The organism is Bartonella sp. MR90HLJMH (assembly GCF_042194115.1).
Classification (GTDB): domain Bacteria; phylum Pseudomonadota; class Alphaproteobacteria; order Rhizobiales; family Rhizobiaceae; genus Bartonella; species Bartonella grahamii.
In genome coordinates this window covers 64,211-79,151 of sequence record NZ_JBHIMM010000002.1, presented here as the reverse complement: position 1 = coordinate 79,151, position 14,941 = coordinate 64,211, and the positions used below count along the sequence as shown (strand labels likewise).

Below are 14,941 nucleotides of genomic sequence, written 5' to 3'. Positions count from 1 at the left end.
GCGCGTAACAAACCAGTGATTTTACTTGTCCGCTACACCTCACAGGATAAAAACTCTTAAACCCACACCAGTCTGTAAATGGTCCAGTTTTTTATAGAGAGGATTCCAGCTACTCACCACTTATGGGATAAACTTAAAACTCAACAAGAAAAACTCGGCCCTGAATATTTCACCCCTGCACAAACACTTCTTATATCAAAGAGGAAACCTTATATCACCACCCTTCAAATGAGATGTCTTTTAACAGCACAACAAGATAAAAAACCAACATCATTGTAAAAAAATCATATAAATGACAACAGAAATAAACAAATAAAGCATGCTTCGAGAAAAGAACTATATTCATGTTCCCTACGAATGCATACCAAAAGTCCTTGCCCCTAGATAATACCAAGCAGATTCAATATATATTCAAAATATATTTAAAAAATAACCGTATCTATTATCCCGTAAAACACCGCCATTTGATAATATAAGCACCATGGAGTCTTTGCACCTAGAATGTCCATCAGATGAAACCCACCTAGAAGAACCGTATCATTTATAAACCAGCGTGAACTTTAGTATTTTCATCCTTTAGAGCAGGAAAAAAGCCAAACCCGAAGATTATGTTAATCTGAGACAACTTCAAACATCATAAACGACAATAATAACTCTTGCAAACATTCTCTCCCGACATCTTTATCCTTATAACAAACAATCCATCCATATCTCTCTCCCCAGTCCTCAAAATCTCCACGCTTAATAAAAGAAAGAGCAAACCGGCACCATCATTATAACCGGCCCCCAATATTGCAACAGCCCCCTTGGCTCTTAAAACGATTCATAAGAGAGGACAACCTTTCTTGTACAGTTTTTACCCACAAGCCCCCCAGTCGTGACGTACAAGCATGACTTTTTAGGCACATAATTCTAATTTTATTCAATTCTGTTTGCAAAAGTTTAAAATGAGAAAAGTTTCAAGGCTCTCATTCAAAAAGCAAAAGAATGAACTCTCATTACCAATGAACATCTTGCTCGTATAAACATCAATAAAGCAATCCCCAATATGCCTTAATGAAATAAAAGGGGGGGCTCCCATTAAATGCCCTACCGTAAAAGCAGCTTCCTCAGAACTAAAACAAAATCAACAGACAACATCACCGCATCTGCTCCCATCCCCAAACCTGACAACTTAAAGCAACACCTTGCTATCTTTACAATGGGAGATAAAAGAATAATAGGTCTATGGAAGCATTCACAAAAAGCGCACACGTGTTGTGTTTAAAGCCTGTTCAAAGGCGCATGAAAAAACACCATGCGTAAACGGCTCAAATCCCTTTCGTTCCATCTTGAGAGACAGAAGCAATACGCAAGAGATTTGTCGCTCCAGGCGTTCCAAGGGGAACACCAGCTGTCACAAGAAAGCGATCTCCCCCTTTGCAAAAACCTTCCTGAAATGCAATGGCTGCTGCACGATCAACCATATCCTCTAAATTCCGTGCATCTTGCGCAACCACACAATGAAGCCCCCAAACTAAAGCTAAACGCCGTGCTGTTTCCACAATGGGAGATAAAGCAATAATCGGTCTATTGGGACGTTCACGAGAGGCGCGCACCCCCGTTGTTCCTGAAGCCGTATAGGCAACAATAGCTGCTAATTCAAGTGTTTCAGCAATCTGACGCGCGGCAAGAGAAATCGCATCTGTTCCTGTTGATTCTGGTGCTGGATGTTGTGCCCCAACCTGAGCTGCATAAGTGTGATCTTGTTCGATTTGCCGCGCGATTCGATCCATCATAAGCACGGCTTCTTCAGGATAACGACCAGAAGCAGATTCAGCAGACAACATCACCGCATCTGTTCCTGCATAAACTGCTGTAGCAACATCCGACACTTCTGCGCGTGTCGGAACAGGAGATGAGATCATTGATTCGAGCATTTGTGTTGCCACCACAACAGGCTTTCCTGCTAAACGACAAGCTTTTATGAGCTCCATCTGAAGTGCAGGAACCCTTTCCAAAGGCATTTCCACTCCAAGATCACCCCGTGCAATCATAATACCATCGGATACATCAATAATTTTCTCTATATGCTCTAAAGCTTGCGGCTTTTCGATTTTAGCCATCAAAGACACCTTGCTTTTCGTCAATCGACGCACCGCTATAATATCTTCTGGACGTTGAATAAAAGAAAGAGCAACCCAATCAACAGGCTGCTGTAAAAGAGCCTGAAGATCCTCTTTATCTTTTGACGTCATCGAATCAAAAGGCAAAATTGTATCGGGAAAACTGACACCCTTTCGATCAGAAATACGGGTTCCAGCAACCACGCGACACTGTACAGAATGACCATCACAAACTTGCGCACGCAGTTCCAGTTTTCCGTCATCAATCAACAACCGATCCCCTGGTTTAACAGCCGAAAATACATCCTCATGAGGGAAAAAAACACGCTGTGCATCACCTGACACATCGCGATTATCTAACGTAAAGCTTTGCCCAACACGCAAATCTTCTTGACCCTTAGTAAAACGACCCACACGCAGTTTTGGCCCCTGAAGATCCACTAAAATACCAATGGGTCGCCGAACTGTTTTTTCAACTTCTCGTATAGACTTGACCAAATCAACCATCATATCACGATCAGTATGGCTCATATTAAGACGAAAAACGTCTGCTCCTGCCCTAAAAAGCTTCTCAATCATTTCACTGGAAAAAGAAGAAGGACCAAGAGTCGCAATAATTTTCACTTTACGTGCACGTTTCACGGCGGAGAATTTCCTGAAAGAGAAGGGACAACAGAATTGTTTAACAAAGACTCATCCGTCAACTGTATCATCCAACTGGTTTGATTCCCGGTATCGATTTCTTTAAATTCAGCCTTTTGATATCCTCGAGGGAAACAATCATGAACCCCTTGAATGGTAAATTGGCTATCTTGCACACACATGGTTACAGAGCCTGCCCAGTTCCCTTTTTTTTGTGCCCCTTCCGCATAAAAATAATAAAACCGTGAAGCAAGAGGCCCCTCAATTAAGGTTTTACACTCCGTCACGGGTACCGTCCACCAGCCTTCGCTCACCCACCCTGAAAATGTACGATATCCAAGAGCAACCCCTACAGACTGTTGGGTTGTATTACAAACCCTAAAGTCAGCTTTTGCAAAAACAACAAGGGGAAACAAGAGCAAAATGCTCAAGAGAAAAACCTTTAATCCTTTTTGAAACACCCAATATCGTTTTTTTAAAATCACAAAACTTCCTCTATGATGTCAAATTCTCAAAACAAATTACACACTTCTTTTTCAAAAGCTTTTCAAGTCTAAAACGTATATTTTTATATTTTTCTTTTTATAGCCCTTTTATCAATGCATATATCTTAAAAATTTTACAAAATATTTAAAGTCAATTTGTAAAAAAACAGTGTAGCTTGATTTACTTTTTGTTTTTCAAGCTTTTTCAACATAAATTCGTCGTCGAAAAACAACTTAAAATATATAACTTGGAGAAAAATACAATGAACGATACAGTAACCGATCAAACACACGCTATATCCGTAAACCAATTACGCTCTTTTATCGAACGTATTGAACGACTAGAAGAAGAGAAAAAAACCATTTCTGATGATATTAAAGACGTTTACACTGAACTTAAAGGCTCTGGTTTTGATAGTAAAGCTGTTCGAAGCATTATACGGTTGCGTAAAAAAGAAGAGCACGAACGAATGGAAGAAGAAGCAATCATTGAGCTTTATAAAAATGCGCTTGGTATGAATTAAAATCATTGATACCATTGGAAATTTTCTTAAGAAAAGAAAACGCAAAATGCAAAAAAAAATGAATGTATAAAAATTTCACCCAACAATAAGCAGTTTGTGTAACTTGTAACGAGACTATCGGTCACAGAATACACAATATTGCAACAGCCCTCATATTAAAAGGATTTATACAGAGCATTTTTATCCTTGTCCTCCAATCATTTTTATCCACACAACCCCTCACTTGTACGCCAATCCAGTTTGTGATGTGCAAGAGAGGTGATTTTTATGATTAAACATCTATAGATTTGAAATGAGAAAGTCTTACGATATTGAGGACTCTCTTCCTTCAAATTGAAAAAATGAATGATGATGATAAATCAATTCATTATCTACGAAAAGAAACATATAAAGTGGTTAGCAGTTGAAATCCGCTAAATGAGAGTCTGAACTGTTTACAAAAGAAGAGGTGGTTAAGGATCTTCGTCTTTTAGGATAGGCAGAAATTCGGCATATTTACACATTTGATAAAAAGCCCCTTGATAGAACTTTTAACAAAACTTTATTCGAATCTATTAACGGGCTCATACAGATCATTGATTCGAGAGGTTAGAATGTGGTCTCTCCATTTTCCAGAAATCATCAAATAGTCTTTGGCATAGCCTTCTTTTTCAAAATGAAGGCTCTTTAATAAACGTTCGCTTTTTATGTTCTCAGGTATATAATTTGCCATCACTCTATGCAGATGATAAACATGAAAGATATGCCGTATTAGAGCCGATAAACTCTCAAACATGAGACCTTTGCCTTGTTGTTTTTCATCAAGAGAAAAACCAAGATGACAAGCTTGAAAAACACCCCGAACCACATTTGTAAAATTCACAACACCAATGACTGTTTTTTCATTTTTTAATCGTACGGCATATCGGTATGCTTGTCTTTGTGCACTTTCACAAGCAAATGCATTAGCTCGTGTTTCCCAAGCTGTTAGGCTGTGGTAACCATCAGATCTAACAGGTTCAAAAGGACGCAGATGATTCGCATTACGGAGGTAATAAGGAAGACAGTTCAGCTGCATCTTCTAAACCGATCAATGTGGAAATTGTTCGCTTTGTTTTAATTGCCATCATTTTCTCCTCCTCGAAATGTTACAATAACACGTTGGTTTATCCTAACAAATCATCATTTTTAAACTTAAATCATAACGTCGAATACAGTAAGCTTTCCCCATCACAACACTTCTCACGTTAGAATCAATGAAGATCATTTGCTTTTCCGTCAGAAGCGGGGTTGGTGCATTTAGGATATAAGGTAAAGATAAGGGAATGTTTCTTATGAATGCTCTCAAATTCCAAGGGGGCTGTAGCAACATTGGGGACTGGCAAAGTATGCAATGGAACTAGCGTACTTCTATATACGAAATTTTGAAAAAACTCACGGCAAAGATAGTTTTGTTTCTTTGCCTTGTAAACTCAGAGCATGCTTGTTTTGCGCTATCATATCACTGCACCCGCATACAAATCCCAATGACCATCACCTTGAAATGCTATATGTTACAGTGCGATCTAAAAAGTTTCTGCCATGACTCATCAACAACACTGTTCTCGCAAAATCAGCCATAAGATCTTGTAACAAATCCAAGAAAACGTGATAATGAATACAAATCTCTTAAAATGTTTTAGACATTACCGTGAACACGCTTCCATTTCTTCGCGTAAAATTTCAAGTTCTAACCATTCTTCTTCTTTTTGTGTGCAAGTATTTTTCTTTTTTTCCAACGCTGTTGATAAACGCTCAAAACGCTCTTTATCACTGCGATAAAGAGCTGGATCAGAGAGCTCTTGTTCAATTTTTTTGATTTCATTTTGCAAAACAGCAATTTCTTCAGGCAATCTTTCCAATGCATAAACCTGCTTATAAGACAATTTACCTCGTGTTTTTTTCTCCCGCACTATCAAGCTATGATCTGTTGATGAGTCCTGCTTTGAAAGCTCTCCCACATGAGATTTTGAAGGTGCTTTAAGCTGCGATAATTCTGTTTTTTTTCGTTGTAAACTCAGAGCATGCTGGTTTTGCGCCATCATATCACTATAGCCGCCCGCATACAAAACCCAATGACCATCACCTTGAGGTGCCAACATATGCGTTACAGTACGATCTAAAAAGTCTCTGTCATGGCTGACCAACAATACTGTTCCCGCAAAATCAGCAATAAATTCTTGCAACAAATCCAAAGTTTCCATATCCAAATCATTGGTCGGCTCATCAAGTATCAAAAAGTTTGCAGGACGTGAAAGAAGTCGTGCAAGCATGAGGCGTGCTCTTTCTCCCCCCGAAAATTCTTTAAGGGGAGTGCGTGCTTGTTCAGGCAAAAATAAAAAGTCTTTCATATAAGAAACTACATGCCGCTCCAGCCCATTGATCACAAGAGTATCACCTCTTCCTCCCGTTAAATAATGCGCTAAAGTCTCTTCTTCATTTAAAATACGTTGCTGATCAAGCAATGCCATAGAAAGGTTATAGCCATGCCTCACCGTTCCACTATCCACGGCTTCTTGCCCAATTAATGCAGAAAGGAGCGTTGTCTTTCCGATACCATTGGGTCCTACCAACCCGATTCGATCACCACGCTGAATACGCAAAGAAAAATCTTTCACGATAATGCGATCACCATAGGATTTTGAAATTTTCTTTGCTTCAAGAACCAATTGCCCAGACTCATGACTTTTCGCTGCTGTCAAAAGTGCATTTCCAGGCTGCCCTTTATAGGTTTGATGACGCTGTCTTAAGTTTTTTAATTCGCCTAAACGCCGTACGTTACGCTTACGCCGTGCACTCACGCCATAACGCAACCATTGTTCTTCACGGGCAATTTGGCGCCCCAATTTATGCTGCTCAATGGCTTCTTCTTGCAACGCCTTATCACGCCAACTTTCAAATTCTGAAAAACGCTTTTCCAGTCTTTTGGTTGTGCCACGATCAAGCCATACCGTTGACCGCGTAACATTTTCTAAAAATCGCCGATCATGGGAAATCACCACAATCGCTGAACGCAAAGACGATAAAACAGCTTCCAGCCATTCAATGGTTGGTAAATCGAGATGATTGGTTGGTTCATCTAAGAACAAAATATCGGGTTTTGCAGCAATGGCCTGTAACAATGAAACACGCCGCTTTTCGCCTCCCGAAAGCGTTTCCAATTTTTCCGCCCCCGAAAACCCTAAATTTGTGCGAAGCGTATTGATCCACTGAACATCAGATATATCGTCCAGCCCCGCTTCCATATAAGCGTTAATATCTTCAAATCCTGAACAATCCGGATTTTGTGAGACATAACGGAGCGTCACTCGCGGGTGGCGAAAAATTTCGCCACCATGAGGCTCTAATATTCCTGCGGCAATTTTTAATAGGGTTGATTTTCCACAACCATTACGGCCAACCAGCGCGATACGCGCCCCCTGCTCAACCGATAAACAAGCTTGATTGAGCAAAGGCGTTTTTCCAAAATTTAAGAAAATGCGGTCAAGCCGCAGGAGCGGCGGCGCCATTAACGAACGCGGTGCGGACAAGGTGCTTTATACATCACCCCTCTTGCATCACGGTAAGCACACAATTGCCGTACAGGGACTCTTTGTGCACAAGGTGCTTGGTAAACATGCCCTCTACGACCACGATACGTGCACAATTGTGATGCCTGTCTTTGTTGTTTTCTTTGATTTGCAGCCGCACCTGTTACTGTTCCAGCCAAAGCACCAAATGCTGCACCGGTAAGTGCTGCTCCAGGAGTACTTCCAGCAATAGCAGTTCCAGCCAACGCACCAATTGCTGCTCCTCCTACGCCGTAACGTGCAACGCGTTCATCGTTTGTGGTACAAGCGACTGAACTGAAACCAATGGCTGAAACAACAGCCACTTTAAAAATTGATTTTAACATATCAAAACCTTTCCTTCTCAAGATCAATACATAATATATCGTTTATGTCGGCACTTAATCACTAGGCCCCCCCCTGCCTTATTCAAAATATATTGGAAGAGCTTTATGGAATAGGCACAGACGCTAACAATATAGCTTTTCCAGAACCTAAATGGCAAGAAAAGGTTCCCAAAATACGGTTAGAAAGTGTTAAAGAAGAGCCAAATGACACATTTTTGTCACAAATTGGCCATTTTACCCCTGCAAGAGTTAAGCCTTTTAAATCAGAAAAACCGATAATACTAAACAAACATCCCTTAGGCAAATCATACGAACAAGGTCTTGGCAAAACCGGCCAGCCTTCTTCCAAACCGCTTGTCAACAACACTGAAATGCCCCTTTCAGCCATCACCAATGCTTGCGTCATATGAGAAAGGCTATGATCACTTCTTTCACCTCCCAAAGCACCGCACAAAATAAGCTTTTTAGCACCATTTTGCAGCGCTCTTTCGCAAGCTAGAGCACTATCTGTCATATCTTTATCAGAGGGAAAAATCTCACGCGGAACATGACTATATTCGCGTATTAAATTCTCATCCGATGAATCAAAATCGCCTAACCACAACTCAGGCAACACATTAAGCGCTGCCGCATGACGCATACCACCATCAGCAGCAATCACCCGACTGTTTTGAATTTGATTAAGCAAGCGATCAGTGATACAAACATCTCCATTTAACAATATCGTAAATGTTGTCATGCCATACTTTGCCTTTCACAAAATTTCCTTTATAGCGCACCCTTTTATCAGTGAGAGTCATTTTTTATAAACAAAAAGCGTGATATAGCCAAACGAATCCTTATCCCTGATGACTCTCTTGAAGAAACATACGATACAAAGATACAAATGCAATTTGCCAAATTACTCCGCAGAAACAATGTGCACCATGATCCAACGCACTCCATTTTTCAACGCAAGTTTCTTTTTCGCTCACGCCTGTATAAAGCAACTTTCATAAGTTTAACGTTTCTCCTTTCGGCTTGTCATACGCCCCTCTCTCAAAATGATAGGCTTTCTTCCACTTCTTCTAAAACGATCAAACGTACCAACAATCACAATATCTATGTCACATTAAGCGCTCTGCAACACCCACGTATTTTGCAAATGTATGGCGGCGCTTATTATGATGTAAAACTTGAACACCTTTTAGCAAAGATTGTCCGTAAACTGACAGTTGCATCCCATAGTTCTCATCAAAGCTATTCTGTAACCATTTTAAACTCAGAAAGTATTAACGCATTTGCGCTCCCCAATGGCGCGATCTACATCACTCGTGGTATGCTGGCATTAGCCAATGATTCTTCAGAAGTTGCAGCCATTTTAGCCCATGAGATAGCACATATTAGAGCCAATCATGGCATTTTACGCCTGCAAAAAGAAGCCCAATTAAAGATGGCAAATCACATATCTTCACATCTTCTTTCTTCTATTGGCAAAAAACTTCATAACCCTACGCAAAACAAGCAACAACTCGCGCAATTTTCCCGCAATCAAGAGCTAGAAGCTGATTCCCTTGCACTTGAAATGCTCCAACAAGCAGGATATGATCCATTTGCTTCACCACGCTTTCTTCAAACAATGGAAGCCTATAGTGCTTTGCGTAATATCTCCGGCACCCAAAATGCCTCTCTAGATTTTCTAGCCTCTCACCCAACCACCCCTCAACGCATTCGGCTTGCGATAGAAAAAGCGCGTAAAATAAGTAAAGGGAATAGTAAAACAACCGATCGCGATTCTTTTCTCAAAAGCATTGATGGCATGATTTTTGGAGGAGGATTTTATACAGGTTTTGTACGAGGCAACCAATTTATTCACCCACAGTTGCGCATAGCTTTCTCTGTTCCAAACAATTTTACAATAGAACATTCAGCACACACTGTTTGGGCCAGTGGACCAGATAAAATTGCGATTCGTTTTGATGCTATTCCGCATCCTGCTGGAATATCTGCGAGTGATTATTTGAAAAGCGGCTGGATTATCGGGCTAGACCAATCATCTATCCGCCCCATCACAATTCAGGGACTCCCCCATCAAGAATTTACGCGTCAAGGATTCCAAAGCCAAAGTTTACTTGGAGCACGAGCCCATGCTACCAATGAGCAATGGCAATTTGATGTAGTTGTCATTCCATTCAACAACCACATCTTTCGTTTTCTGACAGCCGCCCCACATAATTCTCAAAATTTTGTAGAGGTTGCCCAAAAAACGCTACAAAGCTTTCATTCTCTTTCATCTTCACAATTAAAAAAACTGAAGCCCTTAAAAATCCGTGTTGTCCGCGTTAAACAAGGAGAAAACGTTGCAAACCTAGCCAATAAAATGCAACACACACCAGATAAAGAAAAACTCTTTCGCATCCTCAACGCCCTCTCACCAACACAAACTTTATCCGCAGGTACAAAAGTGAAAATCATTACAGAATAAGCCTTTTTTCTCATCTGCTACAGTTTTGATTCTTTTCTATCTGTATGACTCCCTCCCCCTTAAAGCATATTCACAAATGAAGAGGGACATTTCAAAAACCAATTTCATCATACCTTCATACGACTCCGTTTGATACATACTTCCTCGAACTAATATCACCCCCAATCTTCCTCTGTTCATCAATAGCACCAAACACATCCCCAAGGAGGCATATCCCTAGACAAATCTGGCAATCCTCTAAATCCAACTTCATCATACTCTCATATACCCCCTTACTTATACGTTCTCTCTCTTCCTCCCACAAAGCCTTTCACTGCTTATATATCGTAAGCATCTTCTGAATGAACCGTAAGAAGAGCAGAACGCAATTTCTGCAAAGCCCGAGCTTCAATTTGACGCACGCGTTCTTTTGATATTCCTAACTTTTCACCCAAAACTTCGAGAGTTGCACCCTCTTCATTTAAGCGACGAAAGCGAATAATTTCCAACTCCCGTTCATTGAGAATTTGTAACGCGTCGTAAAGCCATTGTGTACGCCGTTGACCATCAATTACTTGCTCAATTAAAGCATCAGGAAGAGGACTATCATCCACCAAAACATCCATCTTAGCAATGGGATTATCACTGTTCTCAGAAACAGAAACACTCAAGGAATTATCAGAACTGGAAAAACGAAAATCCATCGTTTCAACATCGCGCACGGAAACGCCAAGCTTTTCAGCGATTGTGCGAAAAATATCCTGTTTTGACAAAGCACTATCATCTTGTATCAGCTTTGCACGCAAACGCCGAAGATTAAAGAAAAGTGCTTTTTGCGAAGAACTAGTTCCCCCTCGAACGATTGACCAATTTCGCAAAATATAATCTTGAATAGAAGCGCGTATCCACCACGTTGCATACGTTGAAAAACGCACTTCCCGATCAGGTTCAAAACGTGCAGCTGCTTCCAATAGTCCCACATACCCTTCTTGTACCAAATCCCCCAATGGCATTTTGAAACGTTTAAAGCGGTTAGCAATAGCAATCACTAAACGCATATGAGCTGCTGCAATTTGATGCATGGCATCATCATCACGTTTGTCTTTCCACCGCAGAGCCAAATCATGCTCTTTTTGTCGTTCAAGATAAGGCGCTTGCATAGCAGAACGCATCATATTACGTCCTAAGCTTTTGTCTGCATCGCTATAATTTTTGCTGCTTTTATAAACAGCATTTGAAAGATTACCCATAATAACCCCTTGCGATTAAAATTATCAAAATTGATTTGGCAACGACATCATTGTTCTTTGCTTAAAAAGAACGCAAAAGTTGTTAACTTCTGTATCCACTACTTTAACGTGTATTTTTATAATCGCAATTGTTTTTTTTTACTGTCATGGTAAAATTTCTTGTCATAAGACACAATTTCACCTGCAAAATGCCTTTACAATATGCCTTTTAGCCTATGAAATATTTGAAAAAACTTTCTCTTCACTTTTCATGACAAAACAGCAAAAAAAATAAAATGATCATGTAAAACAAAAGCTGTTTATTAATAACCGGTTCTTTTTCCTTTTAAATTGAAGAATTTATTTATGCTTTCATCTTTACAATACAACTAATAAGTGTAATTTGCAAATATAAAGCATCCAAACTGAATGAAAACTGAATAAAAAAAGAATCATCCAAGTTTTAAAGGCGCAAAAAGAAACAGCAAAAAACGACAAGAGTGATTGAAGAAAACGCAACAAACATGTTAAAGAAAAAGAAGCATTATGAAATTGTCGCAAAAAGCTTTTGACCAATTTCGCACTGAGAAAGAAAATGATCATGGATAGCAAGATTGTTCAACAGGATGAAATTCTTCAAGATGATATTCTCATTGAAAAACACGGAAGGGGTAAATTTGAAGGTTTTCGTTTTTATGCCAACAAAAACAGTACCGATCAAATAGCTGAGAAGCAAATTTCAACAGAGAATGAAAATTTGATTCTTGCTTTTTCCAAACGTGCAACACGTTTTTGTGCTTGTGCAAATGGAGATTTTACCCTCGGTTCTGATGGAATTGTGCGCTGGATTGGTCAGCCCGTAGGACAGCTTGTAGCAACAGAAGATTTTTTCAAACCAAAACTGATTGTTTTAGCAGATGAACAACTCACAGGAGAATCTCGCGATAACGTTGTGAAACGATTAGAACGCTTTGTCACCTTTCATTTTGAAACGACTTTAAAACCTCTATTTGATTTGCGTAATGCTGATAATTTAACGGATTCGACAAACAATCTTGCTTTACAACTTTTTAACTCTTTAGGGATTTTACCACGCCGCGAAGTCTTAGACATTGTAAAAGAACTTGCGCAAGAATCACGTGCCGTGCTTCGGCGTCTAGGTGTGCGTTTTGGCGCTTTTCACATCTATGTTGCCGGAATGCTTAAACCTGCTCCGGTTCAAGCCATTACTCTCCTGTGGAATCTTCAAAATGCGGGACAAGATCAAACTGGTTTGGGTGAAATTTTGTCAGCATTATCTGCTGGTCGAACCTCTTTGATTGTTGACCCTACCTATAACCGCCAATTTTATCAATTAGCCGGCTACCGAATCTTAGGACAACGTGCTGTACGGATTGATATTTTAGAACGTCTCGCCAATCTCATCCGCCCCGCACTTCATTGGAAACAAGGAAGTGATCCCAAACCCGATGGCGCCTATGATGGCAAAAGTTTTTTTGTTACACCAGCCATGATGTCCATTCTTGGGGCTAATGGAAACGATATGGAAGAAATCCTCAAAGGACTTGGTTATCAATCGTACAGCATAAGCAATACTGTTTTTGAACAAAATCTCCTTGCACACCAAGCCTCTTCCCCTATCAATGAGACAATGCAAGATGTTCCCGCAGCAGAATGCGTTGGCAGTCAATGGAAAACAATAAGCGATTCAGAAACAACACAAGAAGAAGAAAATACCTCATACCCAAATACTTTATCCTCTGGTATTGAAAAACATCCCCATAAAACCAATCGTTTACCGGAGGCTGAACCTGTTGGGAATTTTGCCAAAACCCCTCTCCCTACAGAAGAAGATAAAGTTATTTTACTATGGCATTATAGACATCAATTTCATCACCACGCGCAAAAAAAACGTGATAAATTAGGAAATAAGTGGCAAAATAAATCGAAGAGCGCTGTAAAAAAAGGGGAACACACAAATGAAAATTCCCCTCAAGAAGCGCTATCACAAACAAAACGCTCTCATAAGTTCCACAAATCCCAAGGCAAACATGCAAATCATAAGCCTTTTCAAAAAGAAAAGCGCCTTAATCCTGATTCACCTTTTGCAAAACTAGCTATACTACGCGATCAACTCACCAATCATAAAAACACGCACACACTTTCCTCTAAAGAGAATTAAAATAACAAATGGAGTTTGATCTTGACCCACGTAGTAACCGACAACTGCATTCACTGCAAATATACGGATTGCGTTGAAGTCTGCCCTGTTGATTGTTTTTATGAAGGGGAAAACATGCTTGTTATCCACCCAGACGAATGCATCGATTGTGGTGTTTGTGTGCCAGAATGCCCAGCAGAAGCGATTTTACCTGATACAGAACCAGGATTAGAAAAGTGGTTAGAACTTAATCTTCATTATGCAGACAAATGGCCTAATCTAACCACCCAAAAAGATCCTCTTCCTCAAGCAAAAGAAATGGATGGCGTTCCAAATAAATTAGAAAAGTATTTTTCAGAAAATCCAGGAAGCGGCGAAGAGTAATGATACAGTGTACACCCTCCTCCTCCAACAATTGAAAGACTTCTCTTGTAAAAATAAAAAAATCCTTAAGCGAAATGATTGATTCTTTGGAAGTTTGATGTTAATGTTATTTTAACATGATCATCTTTCTAAGTATTTTTCTTTGCTTTTTATAGTAAAGCGATGTATTTTTTTTGGATTTAAAAGTACTCGGCTTTTATGCTCGCTTAATTGGTACAATATACTTGGTTAAAGAAAACTCAACCCTCAGGTTTATAACCTGTTTTCCGATACATTTGTTGATCATAAGGGAGTAAACTAAAATTATGGCATCCCAACATGGAACGTCTTCCAAGACCAAAGAATTTGCAACCTCTGAATATATAGTCTACCCTACGCATGGAGTAGGACAAATTATAGCGATTGAAGATCAAGAAGTTGCAGGACATAAATTAAAACTTTTTGTCATTCATTTCGCGAAAGATAAGATGGATGTCAAAGTCCCCATTGCAAAAGCCCTTTCCGTTGGAATGCGTAAATTATCTGCTAGTGATTCTGTCGACCGCGCCTTAAAAGTTTTACGTGGAAAAGCACGCGTTAAACGAACCATGTGGTCACGTCGTGCGCAAGAATATGATGCTAAAATCAACTCAGGAGATCTTATTTGTATCGCCGAAGTGGTCCGTGATCTTTTCCGCTCTAATCTACAGCCTGAACAATCTTACTCTGAGCGCCAACTTTATACAGCTGCTCTTGAAAGAATGGCCCGCGAAATTGCGGTTATTAATAGTCTTTCTGAAACAGAAGCTATCAATCTCATAGAGATGCATCTCTCCAACAAACCGAAACGCGAATTTAAAACTGAGAGAGAAGAAACAGATGAAAGCAGTAAAGCTGTCTACGCTGCATAATACACTCTTTCATCATAATGAGATATTTTGATAAAACCAGCTTTTGCTGGTTTTATTTTTTTAACATCCTCTCTGCCCTTAAGGACAAAGTTTCTTAACCTGCGCCAACCTATAAACAATCTAACTTTTCGACAAATTCCTTCTCCCTATTTGCTTGCTTCATAG

General features: G+C 39.8%; 11 protein-coding genes and 1 pseudogene. 5 read left to right on the top strand and 7 right to left on the bottom strand.

From position 1 onward, the window contains the following. Positions 1-1,310: 1,310 nt before the first annotated feature. Both pyk and ACFIJ9_RS01515 read right to left on the bottom strand, forming a co-directional pair. Positions 1,311-2,747 (bottom strand): pyruvate kinase, encoded by a 1,437-nt coding sequence (gene pyk / locus ACFIJ9_RS01520; protein ID WP_375635513.1) that lies wholly within the window; start codon positions 2,745-2,747, stop codon positions 1,311-1,313. Beyond that, positions 2,744-3,232, bottom strand: coding sequence for a DUF1036 domain-containing protein (locus ACFIJ9_RS01515; protein ID WP_375635512.1), 489 nt, complete (start codon positions 3,230-3,232; stop codon positions 2,744-2,746). Before ACFIJ9_RS01515 ends, pyk begins: the two co-directional genes overlap by 4 nt. 263 nt (positions 3,233-3,495) lie before the next feature. Between ACFIJ9_RS01515 and ACFIJ9_RS01510 the strand changes: the two genes are divergently transcribed. Continuing rightward, positions 3,496-3,756 carry a DUF2312 domain-containing protein gene (locus ACFIJ9_RS01510; protein ID WP_005774567.1) on the top strand — a complete coding sequence of 87 codons (261 nt, stop codon included), beginning with the start codon at positions 3,496-3,498 and terminating at the stop codon, positions 3,754-3,756. Positions 3,757-4,297: 541 nt separating this feature from the next. On the opposite strand, the pseudogene rimJ reads toward ACFIJ9_RS01510, so the two are convergent. From rimJ to ACFIJ9_RS01490, 4 genes and pseudogenes are all read right to left on the bottom strand, one after another. Beyond that, a pseudogene (gene rimJ, locus ACFIJ9_RS01505) lies at positions 4,298-4,862 on the bottom strand (ribosomal protein S5-alanine N-acetyltransferase). Between the two features lie 558 nt (positions 4,863-5,420). Further along, the gene (locus ACFIJ9_RS01500; RefSeq protein WP_375635657.1) at positions 5,421-7,283 is read right to left on the bottom strand and encodes an ABC-F family ATP-binding cassette domain-containing protein; all 1,863 of its coding nucleotides are present in this window, start codon (positions 7,281-7,283) and stop codon (positions 5,421-5,423) included. Further along, positions 7,283-7,669 carry a hypothetical protein gene (locus ACFIJ9_RS01495; RefSeq protein WP_015856972.1) on the bottom strand — a complete coding sequence of 129 codons (387 nt, stop codon included), beginning with the start codon at positions 7,667-7,669 and terminating at the stop codon, positions 7,283-7,285. The genes ACFIJ9_RS01500 and ACFIJ9_RS01495 overlap by 1 nt, the downstream gene beginning before the upstream one ends. A 103-nt stretch (positions 7,670-7,772) precedes the next feature. After that, entirely contained in the window at positions 7,773-8,408 is a 636-nt protein-coding gene (locus ACFIJ9_RS01490) for a thiamine diphosphokinase (protein ID WP_375635511.1), read from the bottom strand. Between the two features lie 147 nt (positions 8,409-8,555). Here ACFIJ9_RS01490 and ACFIJ9_RS01485 point away from each other — a divergent pair, with 147 nt between their 5' ends. Next, complete coding sequence (locus ACFIJ9_RS01485) at positions 8,556-10,133, top strand: M48 family metalloprotease (RefSeq protein ID WP_375635510.1); 1,578 nt, start codon at positions 8,556-8,558, stop codon at positions 10,131-10,133. Between the two features lie 317 nt (positions 10,134-10,450). On the opposite strand, the gene ACFIJ9_RS01480 is transcribed toward ACFIJ9_RS01485, so the two are convergent. Further along, positions 10,451-11,362: an RNA polymerase factor sigma-32 gene (locus ACFIJ9_RS01480; protein ID WP_015856975.1), complete on the bottom strand. Its 912-nt coding sequence runs from the start codon at positions 11,360-11,362 to the stop codon at positions 10,451-10,453. A 580-nt stretch (positions 11,363-11,942) separates the two neighbouring features. Between ACFIJ9_RS01480 and ACFIJ9_RS01475 the strand changes: the two genes are divergently transcribed. From ACFIJ9_RS01475 to ACFIJ9_RS01465, 3 genes are all read left to right on the top strand, one after another. Further along, positions 11,943-13,523 carry a hypothetical protein gene (locus ACFIJ9_RS01475; RefSeq protein ID WP_375635509.1) on the top strand — a complete coding sequence of 527 codons (1,581 nt, stop codon included), beginning with the start codon at positions 11,943-11,945 and terminating at the stop codon, positions 13,521-13,523. A 21-nt stretch (positions 13,524-13,544) separates the two neighbouring features. Beyond that, positions 13,545-13,886 (top strand): ferredoxin FdxA, encoded by a 342-nt coding sequence (gene fdxA / locus ACFIJ9_RS01470; RefSeq protein WP_375635508.1) that lies wholly within the window; start codon positions 13,545-13,547, stop codon positions 13,884-13,886. A 305-nt stretch (positions 13,887-14,191) separates the two neighbouring features. Then, positions 14,192-14,776, top strand: coding sequence for a CarD family transcriptional regulator (locus ACFIJ9_RS01465; RefSeq protein WP_375635507.1), 585 nt, complete (start codon positions 14,192-14,194; stop codon positions 14,774-14,776). Positions 14,777-14,941 lie beyond the last annotated feature (165 nt).

Bases quoted from the DNA above. Each gene is read 5' to 3' on its own strand.
- ACFIJ9_RS01510 (WP_005774567.1), top strand. From the start codon at position 3,496: ATGAACGATACAGTAACCGATCAAACACACGCTATATCCGTAAACCAA.
- ACFIJ9_RS01500 (WP_375635657.1), bottom strand. From the start codon at position 7,283: ATGGCGCCGCCGCTCCTGCGGCTTGACCGCATTTTCTTAAATTTTGGA.
- ACFIJ9_RS01495 (WP_015856972.1), bottom strand. From the start codon at position 7,669: ATGTTAAAATCAATTTTTAAAGTGGCTGTTGTTTCAGCCATTGGTTTC.
- ACFIJ9_RS01490 (WP_375635511.1), bottom strand. From the start codon at position 8,408: ATGACAACATTTACGATATTGTTAAATGGAGATGTTTGTATCACTGAT.
- ACFIJ9_RS01485 (WP_375635510.1), top strand. From the start codon at position 8,556: ATGCAATTTGCCAAATTACTCCGCAGAAACAATGTGCACCATGATCCA.
- ACFIJ9_RS01480 (WP_015856975.1), bottom strand. From the start codon at position 11,362: ATGGGTAATCTTTCAAATGCTGTTTATAAAAGCAGCAAAAATTATAGC.
- ACFIJ9_RS01475 (WP_375635509.1), top strand. From the start codon at position 11,943: ATGGATAGCAAGATTGTTCAACAGGATGAAATTCTTCAAGATGATATT.
- ACFIJ9_RS01465 (WP_375635507.1), top strand. From the start codon at position 14,192: ATGGCATCCCAACATGGAACGTCTTCCAAGACCAAAGAATTTGCAACC.